Here is a 19,297-nt window from a genome sequence, read left to right as displayed (position 1 = left end):
GAGAGAGGTAGTTAAATGAAACAATCAAAGGTATTTATTCCAACAATGAAAGAAGTACCAGCAGGAGCAGAAGCACTGAGCCATCGTTTATTACTGAAAGCTGGTTTAATTAAACAAAGTACAAGTGGGATCTATAGTTATTTACCTTTAGCTGCACGCGTACTGAATAATATTGAAGCAATTGTGCGTGAAGAAATGGAACGCATAGATGCGGTTGAAATCTTAATGCCTGCATTACAACAAGCAGAATTATGGGAAGAGTCAGGTCGCTGGAGTGCTTACGGTCCAGAACTGATGCGTTTACAAGATCGTAACGGACGTGAATTTGCATTAGGACCAACACATGAGGAAGTTGTAACGTCCATCGTTAGAGATGAATTGAAGTCATACAAACAATTACCACTTACGTTATTCCAAATACAATCTAAATACAGAGATGAAAAGCGTCCACGCTTCGGTTTGTTACGTGGTAGAGAATTTATCATGAAAGATGCTTATTCGTTCCATGCGGATGAGGACTCTCTAGATGCATCTTATCAAGACATGTATAACGCATACGGTCGCATATTTAAACGTGTTGGTATTAATGCGCGACCAGTTGTTGCAGATTCAGGAGCAATTGGTGGCAGTCACACACATGAATTTATGGCACTAAGTGAAATCGGCGAAGATACGATTGTGTATAGTGAACAGAGTGACTATGCTGCAAATATTGAAAAAGCGGAAGTAGTCTATCAAGCCAATGAAAAACATGAAGATTTACAACCATTAACAAAAATAGAAACACCAAATATTCATACTGCGCAAGAACTGGCTACATTCTTAGACAAACCCTTAGACGAAATTACTAAATCTATGGTATTTAAAATAGATGGAGAATTTATTATGGTCTTAGTTCGTGGTCACCATGAATTGAATGATATTAAGTTAAAAGCATACTTTGGTACGGATAATATTGAATTAGCTTCTGAAGACGAAATTGTTAATCTTTTAGGTGCGAAACCTGGCTCGCTAGGTCCAGTTTTTGATAAAGAGATTAAAGTCTATGCCGATAATTTCATTCAAGATTTAAATAATATTGTCGTTGGTGCAAACGAAGATGGCTATCATTTATTAAATGCTAATATTGGTCGTGATTTCGAAGTTGATGCTTTCGGAGACTTTAGATTTATATTAGAAGGTGAACCATTATCAGATGGCTCCGGACCAGCTCGCTTTGCAGAGGGCATTGAAGTTGGACAGGTATTTAAATTAGGAACGAAATACTCTGAATCAATGAATGCAACATTTTTAGATAATCAAGGTAAAGCACAGCCACTATTAATGGGTTGTTATGGAATTGGCGTATCAAGAACATTAAGTGCGATTGTTGAACAAAACAATGATGAAAATGGCATCATTTGGCCAAAATCTGTAACACCATTTGATTTACACTTAATTACGATTAATCCTAAAAAAGATGATCAACGTGAATTAGCAGATCAATTATATACCCAGTTAAAAGAAAACTACGATGTTTTATATGACGATCGTAAAGAACGTGCAGGTGTTAAATTTAATGATGCTGATTTAATTGGATTGCCAGTGCGTGTGGTTGTTGGTAAAAATGCAGCAGAGGGTATAGTAGAAGTGAAACGTCGTGATACAGGTGAAAGTGAAGAGGTCTATGTGGATAATTTAATTAATTATGTAAACACATTGTATTCTAATATCTAATTTTAGAGCAGGAACTAGGATAATTTGTTATAATATACAAAGTAAACTGTGCGTTAAAAAGTATAAATATGGGAGATAGGTAGAAACCGAATTTTTCAAAAGGTTTCATTGTCCCAGCTTGACAATTATGACTAGGGTAGATGATTACTTGAATTGAAGCTCATGTATAAGAGTGAGACTTTACATCTACTGCCAATTGACAAAAAAGTCTGAGACATCTATTTGTGTCTCAGACTCTTTTGTTATTCATGTAAAGTAATATCATAGTGCGACAAGTTGAACTAATAGAAATTTTTAGATATTCCGTTATAGTATAGAACATGTAAATTCATACATACACCGTCATAAAATATAAGTATCTATATATAAGAAAAGTAGTGTAATTAATAGTAAGGTGGTTATCGTCATGGCAATGACAAATGAGGAAAAATTTAAAATACTAGCTGACCAAATCAAAATTGCTGAGCATTTAGATTCAGAAATATTGGAAAATAGTGAATTAACACGTGTTGATGTCAAAACATCAAATCGAACTTGGGTATTTCAAATTACATTCCCACATTTTTTAACAATTGAAAATTATTTGCTTTTTACAGGTGCAATCATTGAAGAATTTAAAACGATTGCAGATGTAAAATGTAATTTCACGGTAAAAGATAAAACAAATCAAGATGAATTTGCAATAAAATATTTTAGCCACTGTATTGATCAAACAAAATTATCACCCAAAGTAAAAGGACAATTAAAACAAAAACGCTTAATTATGTCAGGTGATGTATTAAAAGTCATGTGCCAAAACGATGTTGAACGAGATCACTTTGATAAAGCGTGTAATGGTAGTTTGATTGCAGCATACCAACAGTGTGGGTTTAATATAAGTAAAGTCGTTTTCGAAACAGATAGTGCAGTTAACCATGGGGATTTAGCGTCATTAGAAGCACATATTCAAGAAGAAGATGAGAAAAGTGCGCGTGAAGCAACAGAAAAATTAGAGAAAATGAAGGCTGAAAAAGCAAAACAACAGGACAATAACGAAAGTGATGTTTCAAAATGTCAAATTGGTAAACCAATCCAAGTTGAAAATGTACGTCAAATTGACTCAATTATCGAAGAAGAATTTAAAGCTGCTGTAGAAGGTGTTATTTTCGATATCAATTTAAAAGAATTGAAGAGTGGGCGTCATATTGTAGAATTAAAAGTAACAGATTATACAGATTCTCTTGTCTTGAAAATGTTCACACGTAAAAATAAAGATGATTTAGCGCATTTTAAAGCTTTAAGTGTAGGTAAATGGGTTCGTGCACAAGGGCGTATTGAGGAAGATACATTTGTACGTGACCTAGTTATGATGATGTCAGATATCGAAGAAATAAAAAAAGCTACAAAACAAGATAAAGCTGAAGACAAACGTGTTGAATTCCATTTACATACGTCAATGAGTCAAATGGATGGTATTCCAAACATATCAGATTATGTAGATCAAGCTGCGAAGTGGGGACATAAAGCCATTGCGGTAACAGACCATAATGTTGTGCAAGCATTCCCAGATGCACATAGTGCTGCCGAAAAAAAAGGAATTAAAATGATTTATGGCATGGAAGGTATGCTGGTAGATGATGGTGTACCAATCGCATATAAACCAAAAGATTGTGACCTGAAAACAGCTACTTATGTAGTATTTGACGTTGAGACAACGGGACTTTCAAATCAATACGATAAAATTATTGAACTTGCAGCTGTTAAAGTAAAAGATGGCGAAATTATTGATAAATTTGAACGATTCAGTAATCCTCATGAACGATTGTCAGAAACAATTAAAAACTTAACGCATATTTCAGATGACATGTTAGTAGATGCCCCTGAAATAGAAGAAGTGCTCACTGAGTTTAAATCATGGGTAGGCGACGCCATTTTTGTAGCGCATAATGCATCATTTGATATGGGTTTCATCGATACAGGCTATGAACACGTTGGCATTGGTGCTTCCACGAACGGTGTCATTGATACATTAGAATTATCTAGAACAATTAATACAGAATATGGTAAGCATGGCTTAAATTTCTTAGCTAAAAAATACGGAGTTGAATTAACGCAACACCATAGAGCGATATATGATACAGAAGCAACGGCCTATATGTTCATAAAAATGCTTAAGCAACTAGAAGCGCTTGGTGTTCACAACCATCAAGATATCAATACGTCATTGTCAAATGAAGATGCGTATAAGCGTGCACGACCAAATCATGTAACACTCATTGTGCAGAACCAAGATGGTTTGAAAAATCTATTTAAAATTGTGAGTGCTTCTCTTGTTCAATATTATTACCGTACACCAAGAATTCCACGTTCTTTGTTGGATGAGTATAGAGAAGGAATACTTGTAGGCTCTGCGTGTGATGAGGGCGAAGTATTTACAGCAGTTATGCAAAAAGACCAGTCTCAAGTAGAGCGAATTGCCAAATATTACGATTTTATTGAGGTTCAACCGCCAGCACTTTATCAAGATCTAATTGATAGAGAGCTAGTAAGAGATAATGAAACTTTACATGAAATTTATAATCGTTTAATTCGAGCGGGGGATGTAAATAATATTCCAGTGATTGCAACAGGTAATGCACATTATTTAAATGAACATGATGCGATTGCTCGTAAAATATTAATTGCCGCTCAACCGGGTAATCCATTAAATCGCTCTACTTTACCAAAAGCGCATTTTAGAACAACGGATGAAATGTTAGATGAATTACACTTTTTAGGTGAGGAAAAAGCATATGAACTTGTAGTTCAGAATACGAATGATTTAGCAGATAAAATAGAACGTGTCGTACCAATTAAAGATGAACTATTCACACCGAGAATGGAAGGTGCGAATGAAGAAATACGTGAAATGAGTTACGATAATGCAAAAGCACTTTACGGCGATGATTTACCACAGATTGTCATTAATCGTTTAGAGAAAGAATTGGAAAGTATTATAGGTAATGGTTTCTCAGTAATATATTTAATTTCTCAAAGATTAGTTAAAAAATCACTGAATGATGGTTACTTAGTAGGTTCACGTGGTTCTGTTGGTTCGAGCTTTGTGGCAACAATGACTGAAATTACAGAAGTGAATCCCCTACCACCACATTATATTTGTCCAGAGTGTAAGCAAAGTGAGTTCTTTGATGATGGTTCTGTTGGTTCTGGATTCGATTTACCAGACAAGAAATGTGAATCGTGCGGTTGTGATTTGATTAAAGAAGGCCAGGATATTCCATTCGAAACTTTCTTAGGATTTAAAGGAGATAAAGTACCTGATATTGACTTGAACTTTAGTGGTGAATATCAACCTGAAGCGCATAACTATACTAAAGAGCTATTTGGTGAAGATAAAGTATTTCGTGCGGGAACGATCGGTACGGTTGCAGAAAAAACTGCTTTTGGTTTTGTGAAGGGATATTTAAACGATCAAGGTATTCATAAACGAGGAGCAGAAATAGACAGACTTGTAAAAGGTTGTACTGGTGTTAAACGTACGACTGGACAACATCCAGGTGGTATTATTGTTGTTCCCGATTATATGGATATTTACGATTTTACACCTGTTCAATTCCCAGCAGATGATCAAGGTTCTTCTTGGATGACAACGCACTTTGATTTCCATTCCATTCATGATAATGTGTTGAAATTGGATATACTGGGTCACGATGATCCTACTATGATACGTATGTTGCAAGATTTGTCAGGTATTGATCCAAAAACGATTCCAGTAGATGATAAGGCGACCATGGGCATTTTTAGTTCACCAGAGCCTTTAGGTGTCACTTCCGATGAAATTTTATGTAAAACAGGTACATTTGGTGTACCAGAATTCGGAACTGGATTTGTTAGACAAATGTTAGAAGATACGAAACCAACAACATTTTCTGAATTAGTTAGAATTTCAGGGCTATCTCATGGTACGGATGTATGGTTAGGTAATGCACAGGATTTAATACGCTCTGGTAAATGCGATTTAGCAAGTGTAATTTGTTGTCGTGATGATATCATGGTCTACTTGATGTATAACGGTTTGGAACCTTCATTAGCCTTTAAAACAATGGAATTTGTTCGTAAGGGTAAAGGTTTAACTGATGATATGGTAGAAGCGATGGTTGATAATGAAGTGCCAGATTGGTACTTAGACTCATGTAGAAAGATTAAATACATGTTCCCTAAAGCCCACGCAGCAGCTTATGTACTAATGGCTGTACGTATTGCTTATTTCAAAGTGCACTATCCATTATATTACTATGCTAGTTACTTTACTGTACGTGCTTCAGACTTTGATTTAATCTCAATGATTAAAGATAAAGAAAGTATACGTAACACGGTAAATGATATGTATTCACGTTATATGGATTTAGCAAAAAAAGAAAAAGATACGTTAACGGTGCTTGAGATTATGAACGAGATGGCGCAACGTGGCTACCGAATGCAACCAATCAGTTTAGAGAAGAGCAAAGCATTTGAATTCATAATCGAAGGGGATACTTTAATTCCTCCATTTATTGCTGTACCAGGTTTAGGTGAAAATGTTGCACAAAGAATTGTAGAAGCGCGCGATGAAGGGCCTTTCTTATCTAAAGAAGATTTAAATAAAAAAGCTGGTTTATCTCAAAAAGTTATTGAGTATCTAGATGAATTAGGTTCATTACCTAATTTGCCAGATAAAGCACAGCTTTCCATTTTTGATATGTAATCCTTAAATATGATTTACTAGAGACTATTTAAATTTCAATTAAGTGTATTATTTTATAGATTTAGTAAAAGTATAAGAGGTTGATATATTTTACTTGAATTTGACATTAATTAAATATAAGTAAATTTGAGAATAACTTAAGTAAGTTGTCATTGTGCCGTTTAACAAATATAGTTATTTGTATAGAAAATGAACATATGGTATAATAATAGTGCTTAAAAAATTAGACTCAGGCAGAAAGAGTGGGCATAATACCCGCTCTTTTCTATTTGCCAAAAAAGGAGGTCAGCATGAGTAAAATAACTGAGCAAGTTGAGACTATCATTCAACCTGTCCTTAACGACTTAAATTTTGAATTAGTAGAAGTTGAGTTTACCAAAGAAGGAAAAGACCATTTTTTAAGAGTATCTATAGATAAAGAAGGCGGCGTTGATTTAAACGATTGTGCGCTAGCTTCTGAAAAAATCAGCGAAGTCATGGACGCGGAAGATCCTATACAAGAAATGTATTATTTAGATGTCGCGTCACCTGGTGCTGAAAGACCAATTAAAAAAGAAAAAGATTTCCAAAACGCAATAACAAAACCAGTATTTGTTTCTTTATATGCACCAATTGAAGGTTCTAAAGAATGGTTAGGTATTTTACAATCTGTTGATGAAACAAACATTGTTATGGAAGTTAAAGAAAAGGCTAAAACAAAGCAAATTGAAATTCCAAGAAATAAAATCGCAAAAGCACGCCATGCTGTAATGATATAACGTGATGAGGAGGATGATAAGTCGTGTCAAGTAATGAATTATTATTAGCTACTGAGTACTTAGAAAAAGAAAAAAAGATTCCTAGAGAAGTATTGATCGATGCCATTGAAGCAGCTTTAATCACTGCTTATAAAAAGAACTACGATAGCGCGAGAACTGTACGCGTAGAATTAAATATGGATCAAGGTAGTTTCAAAGTAATCGCTCGTAAAGAAGTGGTTGAAGAATCAATGGATGATAGAGAAGAAATTAGTTTAGATACTGCATTAGTAAAAAATCCAGCCTATGAAATTGGTGATATTTACGAAGAAGATGTAACGCCAAGTGACTTTGGTCGTGTAGGTGCGCAAGCAGCGAAACAAGCTGTTATGCAACGTTTACGTGATGCAGAACGCGAAATCCTTTACGATGAATTCATCGATAAAGAAGATGATATTGTAACAGGTTTAATTGATAGAGTAGACCACCGTTATGTATATGTGAATTTAGGGCGTACTGAAGCTGTACTATCTGAAGCTGAAAGAAGCCCAAATGAAAGCTATATTCCGAATGAAAGAATTAGAGTGTACGTAAATAAGGTTGAACAAACTACAAAAGGTCCACAAATTTATGTTTCTAGAAGTCATCCAGGCTTATTAAAACGTTTATTTGAACAAGAAGTGCCTGAAATATTTGATGGTACAGTTATTGTTAAATCTGTTGCACGTGAAGCAGGAGATCGCTCTAAAATCAGTGTGCATTCTGATAACCCTGATATTGATGCAGTTGGCGCATGTGTTGGTGCTAAAGGTGCACGTGTAGAAGCGGTTGTAGAAGAACTTGGTGGCGAAAAAATTGATATTGTTCAATGGAATGAAGATCCTAAGGTATTTGTTAAGAATGCATTAAGCCCTTCACAAGTGCTACAGGTTATCGTGGATGAGCCAAATCAATCAACAGTCGTTGTTGTCCCTGACTATCAATTATCACTAGCAATTGGTAAACGCGGTCAAAACGCGAGATTAGCAGCAAAATTAACTGGTTGGAAGATCGATATTAAATCAGAAACTGATGCGAGAGCAGCAGGCGTTTATCCTGCAGAAGAAGCATTAAATGAAGAAGATGAAATGCAATTAGATGATGTTGTGTCGTCTGAAAATATTGAAGTAGAAGAAGATACTACTGAATCGCAACCAACAGAGACAGTTGAAATAGAAGACGAAGACGCAGAAAAATAAATTGGAGTGGATACTTTATGAAAAAGAAAAAAATTCCAATGCGTAAATGTATACTATCAAATGAAATGCATCCTAAAAATGACATGATTCGAGTTGTAATCAATAAAGATGAGCAAATTTTTGCTGATGCGACAGGTAAACAACAAGGTCGTGGTGCCTACGTATCAAAGGATGTTAAGCTAGTAGAAGAAGCTCAACAAAAAGGTGTTTTAGAAAAGTATTTTAAAGCTGATGCTGATACATTAGAGCCTGTGTATAAAGAAATTATACGTCTTATATACCGTGAAGAGATACCTAAATGACCAAAGAACAAATCGTAAATTTTTTAGGTTTAGCAATGCGTGCTGGAAAAGTAAAAACAGGTGAATCAGTTATTTTAAATGATTTGAAAAAGAACAAACTAAAGCTCGTAATCATTGCAACGGATGCTTCTGATAACACAATTAAAGTGATACAGAACAAATGTGAAAGTTACCATATATCATTACGTATATTTGGAACGAGAGCTGAATTAGGACAAGCTTTGGGTAAAGCAGAACGTGTAAACATTGGAATCACTGATCAAGGCTTTGCTAAAAAGTTATTGTCAATGATTGATGAATATCGTAAGGAGTGACTATATGAGTAAAAAAAGAATTTACGAATACGCAAAAGATTTAAAAATTAAAAGTAAAGAAATTATTGATGAATTGAAAAAAATGGACGTTGAGGTAACGAGTCATATGCAAACGTTAGAAGACGACCAAATTAAAGCTTTAGATAAAATTTACAAACCAGAAAAAGCAGAACAAAGTGAGAAATCACAACAAAAGAATACTCAAAATAAACAACAAACAACTCACAATAAAGGTAACCAATCGAATAAAGGTAACCAAAATAATAAGCCGAATAATAAGAAAAATAATAAAAATAACAAGAACAACAAAAATAATAAAAATAACAAACAACCTAAACAAGAAGAACCAAAAGAAATGCCATCAAAAATTACCTACCAAGATGGCATAACAGTTGGTGAACTTGCTGAAAAATTAAATGTTGATTCTTCAGGTATTATCAAAAAATTATTCTTATTAGGTATCATGGCTAATATCAATCAATCACTAGATGACGAAACATTAGAACTTATTGTAGACGATTATGGTGTTGAAATTGAAAAAGAAATCGTAGTTGATGAAGAAGACTTGGCGATTTATTTTGATGATGAAACAGAAGATGAAAATGCAATAGAACGTCCAGCAGTAGTTACAATCATGGGGCATGTTGACCATGGTAAAACGACGTTATTAGATTCTATTCGTCATACGAAAGTGACAGCTGGAGAAGCTGGTGGTATTACACAACATATCGGTGCTTACCAAATTGAAAATGATGGCAAAAAAATCACTTTCCTTGATACACCTGGTCACGCTGCTTTTACAACAATGCGTGCACGTGGTGCTCAAGTTACCGATATTACTATTTTAGTAGTGGCAGCTGATGATGGGGTAATGCCTCAAACAATTGAAGCAATAAATCATGCCAAAGAGGCTGAAGTGCCAACAATTGTAGCTGTAAACAAAATTGATAAACCTACTTCAAATCCAGACCGTGTGATGCAAGAATTAACTGAATACGGTTTAATTCCAGAAGACTGGGGTGGCGATACAATCTTCGTTCCACTTTCAGCATTAAGTGGCGACGGTATTGAAGATTTATTAGAAATGATTGTATTGACTTCAGAAGTACAAGAATTAAAAGCTAATCCAGAAAAAAATGCTGTAGGTACAGTGATTGAAGCTGAATTAGATAAGTCACGCGGTCCGTCTGCTTCATTATTAGTTCAAAATGGTACACTCAATGTGGGTGATTCACTCGTAGTTGGTAACACGTATGGTAGAATTCGTGCAATGGTTAATGATTTAGGCCAACGTATTAAAACGGCTGGTCCTTCTACACCAGTTGAAATTACTGGTATTAATGATGTGCCACAAGCTGGTGACAGATTTGTTGTATTTAAAGATGAAAAACAAGCAAGACGTATTGGTGAAGCACGCCATGAAGCTAATGTGATGCAACAACGTCAAGAAAGTAAGAGTGTTTCATTAGATAATTTATTTGAACAAATGAAACAAGGTGAAATGAAAGATCTTAATGTCATCATCAAAGGTGACGTTCAAGGTTCAGTTGAAGCACTTGCTGCGTCATTGATGAAAATAGATGTTGAAGGCGTTAATGTGCGTATTATACACACAGCTGTAGGTGCTATAAATGAATCAGACGTTACTTTAGCTAATGCCTCTAACGGTATTATTATCGGTTTCAATGTTCGACCAGATACTGGTGCAAAACGTGCGGCAGATAATGAAGGCGTAGATATGCGTTTACACCGTGTCATTTACAACGTTATAGAAGAAATAGAATCAGCAATGAAAGGTATGCTAGATCCAGAATTTGAAGAACAAGTTATTGGGCAAGCAGAAGTTCGTCAAACTTTCAAAGTTTCTAAAGTCGGTACAATTGCAGGTAGTTATGTTATTGATGGTAAAATCACTCGTAATGCAGGTGTACGTGTCATTAGAGACGGCATTGTACAATTCGAAGGTGAACTAGACACATTGAAGCGTTTTAAAGATGACGCAAAAGAAGTAGCTCAAGGTTACGAATGTGGTATCACAATTGAAAAGTATAATGACCTTAAAGAAGGTGACATCATTGAAGCGTTCGAAATGGTAGAAATTAAAAGATAAAATTTAAATTAAAATAAAGATTCAGGCATATAATCACCTCAGACTAACGATAATCATTTTCTTTATTGAAATCATCATAAGCACGCCAAAAGTGAGATTAAAATCTCATTTTTGGCGTGCTTTTTTATTATCAATGAAGTTTCTGTATAAGGGCGTAAATTGAGTCACCATCAGTCATCATTAGGGACTTTTAGATTTAATTAAGATATGTTTATGAATCGATGAGAGTATATCTGTTAACAACTAAATAGATTATATTTGATAATGATGTAAAGCTTTCGTACTCTGAAGCATCGTATAAAAGAGAGTGTTGATAGTAGATGTGAAAAATATCAGAGATGTTGATTTTACGTATTATGTTGTTATATAATATATATTCCAAAATTCGATGGCTTATCAGTGATTCGAATTTTAAGTATACGTCTTTTATAGTTTATTAAACAATTAATATCAAAAGATATTAAAATTAAATAATTGAAACATACAAATTTTATCGCACTATTTTATATAATTAATAGATGTTTTTATAGTTGTAAATTAGATATAAAAAATATTGTAAAATTACCTTTATCTATATTGGCTGACACTGGCTGTCTATGTGCATGATTAAACTTAGAATAAATAGGAGGTTATAAATGATGAGTGAATATTTAAAAGAAATAAATGAATTCTGGCAACAATATTTAGATCAATATAACTCTATTTATGATGAATCGACATTAAAAGCAATCATTAAAAATAATGATACTACAGCATTTTTACATCCTAGAGATTTAGAATATATAAAAAAACATTTCGGTGAAAATTTTATGGAAATTCCAAGATTTAAGAAAATGATTGATTTCGCTAATGGTAAAGTGACAGTTAATAAAAATAGACAAAAAGTGACATTCGAAAATGCTGAACTTAATCCTGCGACTGCGCGACCTTATTTTGGAAATCCTGAAATTGCAGATATCGTTATATTAAAAAAACAACCCGAAAATGATTTTAAAACATACGAACTCAGTTTGCCTGAAGCTGAAGCAATAGAGTATAGAAAGAGGATCTTGTTAGATATTCAAGGTAAATTAACATTTGAGGGTCAAAAATTATTTTTACCTTATATTGATCGCCATAGATGGTTTGTAAAATATTTATATAGTAATGCGTCAACTTTAAAATACTTTAATATTGACCCTAATCGTTTAATGGTTATTAAATTTTTCCCTTATCAAACAGGTCATGCAGCAGGTATACCGAAAGATTTCTTATCATTTAAATATATACTTCCTTCCCAGAGGCAAAATTTTAACTTGTTAATTAAAATGCTAAAAGATGATAAAAAACGAATTTATATCGTAAGTGAGGAAGAATTATATATATCCATTTTCAAAAATTTTGCGGATAGTGATATTTGTGAATATTTAATTGAAAACCTATTTGTATTATCTTCTAAACAAAATAGACATCTTACGTTATGTAACGTATTGAGTTATAAAGAGCATAGGGAACGTCTGAGAAAAAAACAAGCGTTATCAAAAATTGAGTATTACAAATGGAATCAAGAACAAAAGGCTGCACGCGAAAATGGTGATTCTGATTTTCACAAGAAAATGGATTCTATGAGATATGAATTTTCTAATTCTAACTAATAAATAAAAAAGCTTATAGTATGTGTGTATCACTAACTGTAAGCTTTTTTTAAATGTCGTAATTATTGAATAAAACTTGTATTTTTCTTTTAAATTCATCGACATAGGATTGTGGTTGTAGAAGTATGATAGCCTGAGGATATAGATACGCTAAATGCATACTTTCTTCTTTTGAAATAATTAGGTTAACGATAGTCCCATCTGTTGAAGGAGTAGTATCTAAGATAATGAATTGTCTCTTTATTTCTGGCCAAATATCATCTTTCACTAGCAGTTTCACTTGTTTAATATGATTAAAGATATCGCGTTCAAATACTTGATTTGTTAGTTTAATATCTGTAATTGTTGTTAAATCACGCGTATATATTTCTCCCTCATATAAGTACGTAATCCAATACACGTTATCAAAATAGCGCGTATAAATTGGAATGATGTTAGGGAGCTCGACATTATCAAGTTGTATAGTGAGTTTATGATTATTCTCGATTGCAAGTTGAATTTTATAGATTAAAGTAGACTCATTGAGTTCACGATGTATTTTGAATTGGCTTAATAATTTATTAGATAATAATTTTTCTGCTAGATTTGAATTAGCATTCAAACCACGAATGAGATTATATGTATCTTCATGAATAACCGGGGTGAAATCTTTCATTCGAAAAATAAGATTTAGCAATCTATTATTTTTAAATTTATATCTATCAATCTTTAAGCGATGTTTTTCAATTGTAGTATCGTATATTACTTTGCCTTCAAGACCATGCCATTCATGATCTTCATAAATAAAATTATTTATATCACTAATGTCTCTTTGAATCGTACGTATATTAACTTGTAGTTTTTGTGACAAGGCTTCTTTGCTTATCGTTTTACCATTTAGTAATCGGGTGTAAATATAGAGCAGACGTTCTGGTTTTTCCAAAAAAGATGCAACTCCTAAAGTTTTAAAATCAAATCAATTATAATATCGATTAGTTTTATAGTATAGCACTATATTTTTATAAATGTGTAAAATCATTATGAATTGACGTACTAAAGTTGATGGCTTTGATGAAAAACACATGCCATTTACACTTAAGCATAAAAATTCATCGCTTAGGCAATTTAAATATAAAATTATAGCGTTCTTATGAAATAATGTTTCAAAAATTAACAGTTAGGAATTAAAATTATGCTCAACTGTCATATAATATGTTGTATTTATATATGACATGCAATATATTGTAATGACAAACATAACTCTACTGATTCGATAAAAGGGAATACAAAGTAATAATATTTGTTTGACGTCATGAAATAAACTGTCATATAATTTGTTAGTAAGGAAACAATTGACGAAGTAAGATATATGTGAGGTGAAAAATATGAATATGAGAGCAGAACGTGTAGGCGAACAAATGAAACAAGAAATCATGGATATCGCTAATAATAAAGTTAAGGATCCAAGAATTGGTTTTTTAACAATTACTGACGTACAATTAACCAATGATTTATCTATTGCAACGGTTTATTTAACTGTTTTAGGTAATGAAAAACAAAAAGCAGATACCTTCAAAGGCTTAGAAAAAGCTAAAGGCTTTATAAAATCTGAATTAGGCTCTAGAATGAGACTCCGTATCATTCCAGAATTGAATTTTGAATATGATGAATCGATTGATTATGGTAATAAAATCGAAAGAATGATTCAGGATTTGCATAAAAAAGACTAAATATTAATTAGCATGTCTTTGATTCAATATGAAGTGGACAATTGATTAATATATTTTCACAGGATGATTACATTCTATTTAGCTCAATATTTGAATTTAGATTGTAGATTCTTAGTGTAGGAGCGAGAACTTGAAATCGAATAGATTTCAGTCTCGCTCTTTTTTACATAAACGCGTAAATCAATACATGTTAGTATAGTATATATAATAAAAATGAGACTCTGAAGGTGAATTGAAAATGTATAATGGGATTTTACCGGTGTTTAAAAATCGTGGATTAACAAGTCATGATGTTGTATTCAAGTTGAGGAAAATTTTAAAAACGAAAAAGGTTGGTCACACGGGTACGCTAGACCCAGAAGTTTCAGGTGTTCTACCAATTTGTATTGGCAGTGCTACGAAAGTGAGTGACTACATTATGGAAATGGGTAAAACTTATAAAGCTACAGTTAGTTTGGGCATAACAACGACGACTGAAGATCAGACTGGAGAAATATTAGAACAAATAGCTGTTAATGAGCAAGATGTTTCTGCTAAGTCGATAGATGATGTTTTACAACAATTTAAAGGTGAGCTGATACAAATTCCACCAATGTATTCTTCCGTAAAAGTAAATGGTAAGAAACTATATGAATATGCAAGAAACAATCAAGTAGTTGAAAGACCAGAGCGAAAGGTCAACATTTATCAAATTAATCGAATTTCAGATTTGCGTTTTGTAGACGATACTTGTCAATTTGATATGATAGTTGAATGTGGTAAAGGTACATATATTAGAACACTTGCCACAGATATTGGTAAAGCACTTGGGCTACCTGCACATATGTCAAAATTAACACGTACGCAAAGTGGTGGGTTTGATATCAATGATAGTCTAACACTTGAAGATATAAAGTCACTGCATGAGCATGACACGTTACTTGAGAAATTATTTCCTATAGAATATGGTTTGAAAGGTATTGAACAAATTTTAATTACTGATAACGCCATTAAAGGAAAAATATTAAATGGACAAAAGTTTTACAAAGCTGAGTTCAAGCAAAATATAGACGACATCGTTATAATGGTAGATAATGAAACACATAAAGTGTTAGCAATTTATGAACCACACCCAGAAAAACTTGATGAAATTAAACCTAAAAAAGTGTTTAACTAAAGGAGTCATACACATGAAAGTGATAGAAGTAGCTCATCCAATTCAAGATAATCAATATATAACAGAAGTGGTTGCGATGGCTTTTGGATTTTTTGACGGTATGCATAAAGGTCATGCAAAAGTATTTGAAACATTAGATGCCAAAGCAAAATCCCAAAATTTAAAAAAAGCAGTCATGACATTTGATCCGCACCCTTCAGTTGTATTAAATCCTAAATTAAAGAGAACAGATTATTTAACACCAATTCAGGATAAGGTGGAAATTTTAGAGTCATATGGTATAGATTATTGTATCGTTATTAATTTTTCATCTAAGTTTGCTGAAGTTACAGCTGAAGAATTTATTCAGGATTATATTATCAAAAATAATGTAAAAGAAGTGATTGCTGGCTTTGACTTTACATTTGGTAAATTCGGTAAAGGGAACATGATGATTCTTGACGAAATGTCTGAGTTTAATACAACAGTTGTGAGTAAACAAGAGATTGAGTCAGAAAAAATATCTACAACAGATATTAGAAAATCGCTTAAAACAGGCGATTTGCAGAAGGCCAATGAAGAATTAGGTTACCGATATCGTATTAAAGGTACAGTTGTTCAGGGTGAAAAACGAGGGAGAACAATTGGTTTCCCTACGGCTAATGTGCAACCGAGTGGTGATTATGTATTGCCGAAAAATGGCGTTTATGCTGTCAGCATGGAAATTGGTGTAAACAAAGAAACATATCGAGGCGTAGCCAATGTTGGGGTTAAACCGACGTTTCATGATCCTTCCAAAGCACAAGTAGTTATTGAAGTGAATTTATTCGACTTTAGTGAAAATATTTATGGTGAACGTGTAACCGTATATTGGCATCACTATTTAAGACCAGAAATTAAATTTGATGGAATAGATCCTTTAGTTGAACAGATGAACAAAGATAAAGAAAAAGCAAAATATCTATTATCGGTTGATTTTGGTGATGAATTATCATATAATATTTAAGTCGAATGTGTAATCCACATTTATGCACCTTTACCTTGGCAGCTCGAGACTCCGACGTTTTGCTCGGATAAAGGCGAATAAAAATTAAAAGGAGGAAATTGACAATGGCAATTTCACAAGAACGCAAAAATGAACTAATTAAAGAATATCGTACACACGAAGCAGACACTGGTTCTCCAGAAGTCCAAATCGCTGTATTAACTGCAGAAATCACTGCATTAAACGAACATTTACGTGAACACAAAAAAGATCATCATTCACGTCGCGGATTATTAAAAATGGTAGGTCGTCGTAGACACTTACTTAACTATTTACGTGACAAAGATGTTCAACGTTACCGTGAATTAATTAAATCATTAGGTATCCGTCGTTAATTTTAAGACGTTTATTGATAGGGAAAGAACCTTTAGGGTCCTTTCCCTTTTTTATAATTTAGAACAGCTATTTTTTAAAAAGGAATATACTAATATAAAATTATTCTAAGAAATGATATGATAGAACTAATAGATATATGAGAGGAGATTCGTAATGTCTCAAGAGAAAAAAGTTTTTAAAACCGAATGGGCAAACAGATCATTAACGATTGAAACAGGTCAACTTGCTAAACAAGCTAATGGTGCCGTACTCGTTCGTTATGGTGATACAGTAGTTTTATCTACTGCAGTAGCTTCAAAAGAACCACGTGATGGTGACTTTTTCCCATTAATGGTTAACTATGAAGAAAAAATGTATGCAGCTGGTAAAATTCCAGGTGGATTTAAGAAACGTGAAGGTCGTCCAAGCGATGAAGCAACGTTAACTGCACGATTAATTGATAGACCAATCCGCCCATTGTTCCCTAAAGGTTATAAGTATGATGTTCAAATAATGAATACTGTACTTAGTGCTGATCCAGATTGTTCACCAGAAATGGCAGCTATGATAGGTTCATCTATGGCATTGAGTGTTTCTGACATTCCATTCCAAGGGCCTATTGCCGGTGTGAATGTGGGATATATTGATGGTGAATACGTAATCAATCCAACGGTAGCACAAAAAGAAGTGTCGCGTTTAGACCTAGAAGTTGCTGGTCATAAAGATGCAGTGAACATGGTTGAAGCGGGCGCTAGTGAAATTACTGAGAGTGAAATGCTAGAAGCTATTTTCTTTGGACATAGCGAAATTCAACGATTGGTTAATTTCCAACAAGAAATTGTTGATCATATCCAACCAGAGAAAAAAGCATTCGTTCCTGTAGAAAAAGATGAAGCATTAGTTGAAAAAGTTAAACAACTAACACAAGAGAACGGTTTAAAAGATGCTGTTTTAACATTTGATAAACAACAACGTGATATCAATTTAGATGCGCTCAAAGAAAAAGTAGCAGCTGAATTTATTGATGAAGAAGACGCAGATAACGAAGCGTTAATTAAAGAAGTGAATAGTATATTAAATGACTTAGTGAAAGAGGAAGTTAGACGTTTAATTGCTGAAGAAAAAATCAGACCTGATGGCCGTAAAACAGATGAAATTCGTCCATTAGAATCAGAAGTAGGTGTCTTACCTAGAGCGCATGGTTCTGGTTTGTTTACACGTGGTCAAACACAAGCACTATCTGTCCTAACTTTAGGTTCAATGAGTGAATATCAAATCCTAGACGGTTTAGGGGAAGAAGAACAGAAACGTTTCATGCATCATTATAACTTCCCAAACTACTCAGTAGGTGAAACGGGTCCTGTTCGTTCTCCAGGTCGTCGTGAAATTGGTCATGGTGCATTAGGTGAACGTGCATTGAGCCATATTATACCGGATTTGAAAGACTTCCCATATACTGTAAGAATTGTAAGTGAAGTATTAGAATCCAATGGTTCGTCTTCACAGGCATCAATTTGTGGGTCTACATTAGCATTAATGGATGCTGGTGTGCCGATTAAAGCACCTGTTGCAGGTATTGCTATGGGCTTAGTGACACGTGATGATAGTTATACAATCTTAACAGACATTCAAGGTATGGAAGATGCACTTGGCGATATGGACTTTAAAGTTGCAGGTACAGCTGAAGGTATCACTGCAATTCAAATGGATATTAAAATTGATGGTTTAACAAAAGAAATTATTAAAGAAGCGTTAGATCAAGCACGTGAAGGTCGTCTAGCTATATTAGATCACATGCTACAAACTATCGATACGTCTCGTAGCGAATTAAGTGCTTTTGCACCTAAAGTAGTTACGATGACAATTAAACCAGAGAAAATTAGAGATGTCATTGGACCTGGTGGTAAAAAAATTAATGAAATCATTGATGAAACTGGCGTGAAACTTGATATCGAACAAGATGGTACGATCTTTATTGGTGCAGTTGATAAAGATGCCATAGCACGTGCACGTTCAATCATTGAAGATATTACACGTGAAGCAGAAGTTGGACAAGTTTATGAAGGTAAAGTCAAACGTATTGAGAAATATGGTGCGTTTGTTGAATTATTCCCAGGTAAAGATGCACTTGTTCACATTTCGCAAATTGCGAATGAACGTATTGATAAAGTCGAAGATGTTTTAAAAGTCGGCGATATTTTCAAAATCAAAGTAACTGAAATTGACAAACAAGGTCGTGTCAATGCATCACATAAAGCATTACTATAAATTAGAGTTTTATCATAAAATTGGTATTGTAACTATAACGAGAGACTAGTT

14 protein-coding genes are annotated in these 19,297 nt (G+C 33.6%); 13 read left to right on the top strand and 1 reads right to left on the bottom strand.

Annotated features, from left to right (window positions below):
• Positions 1-15 precede the first annotated feature (15 nt).
• The 8 genes from M1D64_RS07675 (at position 16) to M1D64_RS07640 (ending at position 12,774) form a co-directional block, all read left to right on the top strand.
• Positions 16-1,716: a proline--tRNA ligase gene (locus M1D64_RS07675; protein WP_002483460.1), complete on the top strand. Its 1,701-nt coding sequence runs from the start codon at positions 16-18 to the stop codon at positions 1,714-1,716.
• Positions 1,717-2,122: 406 nt separating this feature from the next.
• The gene (locus M1D64_RS07670) at positions 2,123-6,439 is read left to right on the top strand and encodes a PolC-type DNA polymerase III (protein WP_069838010.1); all 4,317 of its coding nucleotides are present in this window, start codon (positions 2,123-2,125) and stop codon (positions 6,437-6,439) included.
• A 290-nt stretch (positions 6,440-6,729) separates the two neighbouring features.
• Positions 6,730-7,197: a ribosome maturation factor RimP gene (gene rimP / locus M1D64_RS07665; protein ID WP_002483458.1), complete on the top strand. Its 468-nt coding sequence runs from the start codon at positions 6,730-6,732 to the stop codon at positions 7,195-7,197.
• A gap of 23 nt (positions 7,198-7,220) precedes the next feature.
• Complete coding sequence (nusA, locus tag M1D64_RS07660) at positions 7,221-8,414, top strand: transcription termination factor NusA (RefSeq protein ID WP_002483457.1); 1,194 nt, start codon at positions 7,221-7,223, stop codon at positions 8,412-8,414.
• Between the two features lie 17 nt (positions 8,415-8,431).
• A complete protein-coding gene (gene rnpM, locus M1D64_RS07655) occupies positions 8,432-8,716 on the top strand; it encodes an RNase P modulator RnpM (protein WP_002483456.1) in 285 nt (94 codons plus the stop codon).
• Positions 8,713-9,030: a L7Ae/L30e/S12e/Gadd45 family ribosomal protein gene (locus tag M1D64_RS07650; protein ID WP_002483455.1), complete on the top strand. Its 318-nt coding sequence runs from the start codon at positions 8,713-8,715 to the stop codon at positions 9,028-9,030. Before rnpM ends, M1D64_RS07650 begins: the two co-directional genes overlap by 4 nt.
• 4 nt (positions 9,031-9,034) lie before the next feature.
• Positions 9,035-11,140, top strand: coding sequence for a translation initiation factor IF-2 (gene infB / locus M1D64_RS07645; RefSeq protein ID WP_069825856.1), 2,106 nt, complete (start codon positions 9,035-9,037; stop codon positions 11,138-11,140).
• A gap of 635 nt (positions 11,141-11,775) precedes the next feature.
• Positions 11,776-12,774, top strand: coding sequence for a hypothetical protein (locus M1D64_RS07640; RefSeq protein ID WP_002483453.1), 999 nt, complete (start codon positions 11,776-11,778; stop codon positions 12,772-12,774).
• A 49-nt stretch (positions 12,775-12,823) separates the two neighbouring features.
• Here M1D64_RS07640 and M1D64_RS07635 read toward each other — a convergent pair whose 3' ends face one another.
• Positions 12,824-13,696: an HTH domain-containing protein gene (locus M1D64_RS07635; protein ID WP_041080456.1), complete on the bottom strand. Its 873-nt coding sequence runs from the start codon at positions 13,694-13,696 to the stop codon at positions 12,824-12,826.
• A gap of 442 nt (positions 13,697-14,138) precedes the next feature.
• On the opposite strand from M1D64_RS07635, the gene rbfA reads away from it, so the two are divergent.
• The 5 genes from rbfA (at position 14,139) to pnp (ending at position 19,246) form a co-directional block, all read left to right on the top strand.
• A complete protein-coding gene (gene rbfA, locus M1D64_RS07630; protein WP_002483451.1) occupies positions 14,139-14,483 on the top strand; it encodes a 30S ribosome-binding factor RbfA in 345 nt (114 codons plus the stop codon).
• 238 nt (positions 14,484-14,721) lie between these two features.
• A complete protein-coding gene (gene truB / locus M1D64_RS07625; RefSeq protein WP_129303518.1) occupies positions 14,722-15,639 on the top strand; it encodes a tRNA pseudouridine(55) synthase TruB in 918 nt (305 codons plus the stop codon).
• A gap of 13 nt (positions 15,640-15,652) precedes the next feature.
• Positions 15,653-16,624 carry a bifunctional riboflavin kinase/FAD synthetase gene (locus M1D64_RS07620; RefSeq protein ID WP_129303519.1) on the top strand — a complete coding sequence of 324 codons (972 nt, stop codon included), beginning with the start codon at positions 15,653-15,655 and terminating at the stop codon, positions 16,622-16,624.
• 104 nt (positions 16,625-16,728) lie between these two features.
• Positions 16,729-16,998: a 30S ribosomal protein S15 gene (gene rpsO, locus M1D64_RS07615; protein WP_002483448.1), complete on the top strand. Its 270-nt coding sequence runs from the start codon at positions 16,729-16,731 to the stop codon at positions 16,996-16,998.
• A 154-nt stretch (positions 16,999-17,152) separates the two neighbouring features.
• On the top strand, positions 17,153-19,246 hold the full coding sequence (pnp, locus tag M1D64_RS07610) for a polyribonucleotide nucleotidyltransferase (protein WP_041080458.1): 2,094 nt from the start codon (positions 17,153-17,155) through the stop codon (positions 19,244-19,246).
• The last annotated feature ends 51 nt before the right edge of the window (positions 19,247-19,297 follow it).

The sequence above is a fragment of the Staphylococcus sp. Z5-21 genome (assembly GCF_056529615.1).
Note: the sequence above shows the minus strand (reverse complement) of the source record. Positions and strands in the feature narration are given on the sequence as shown.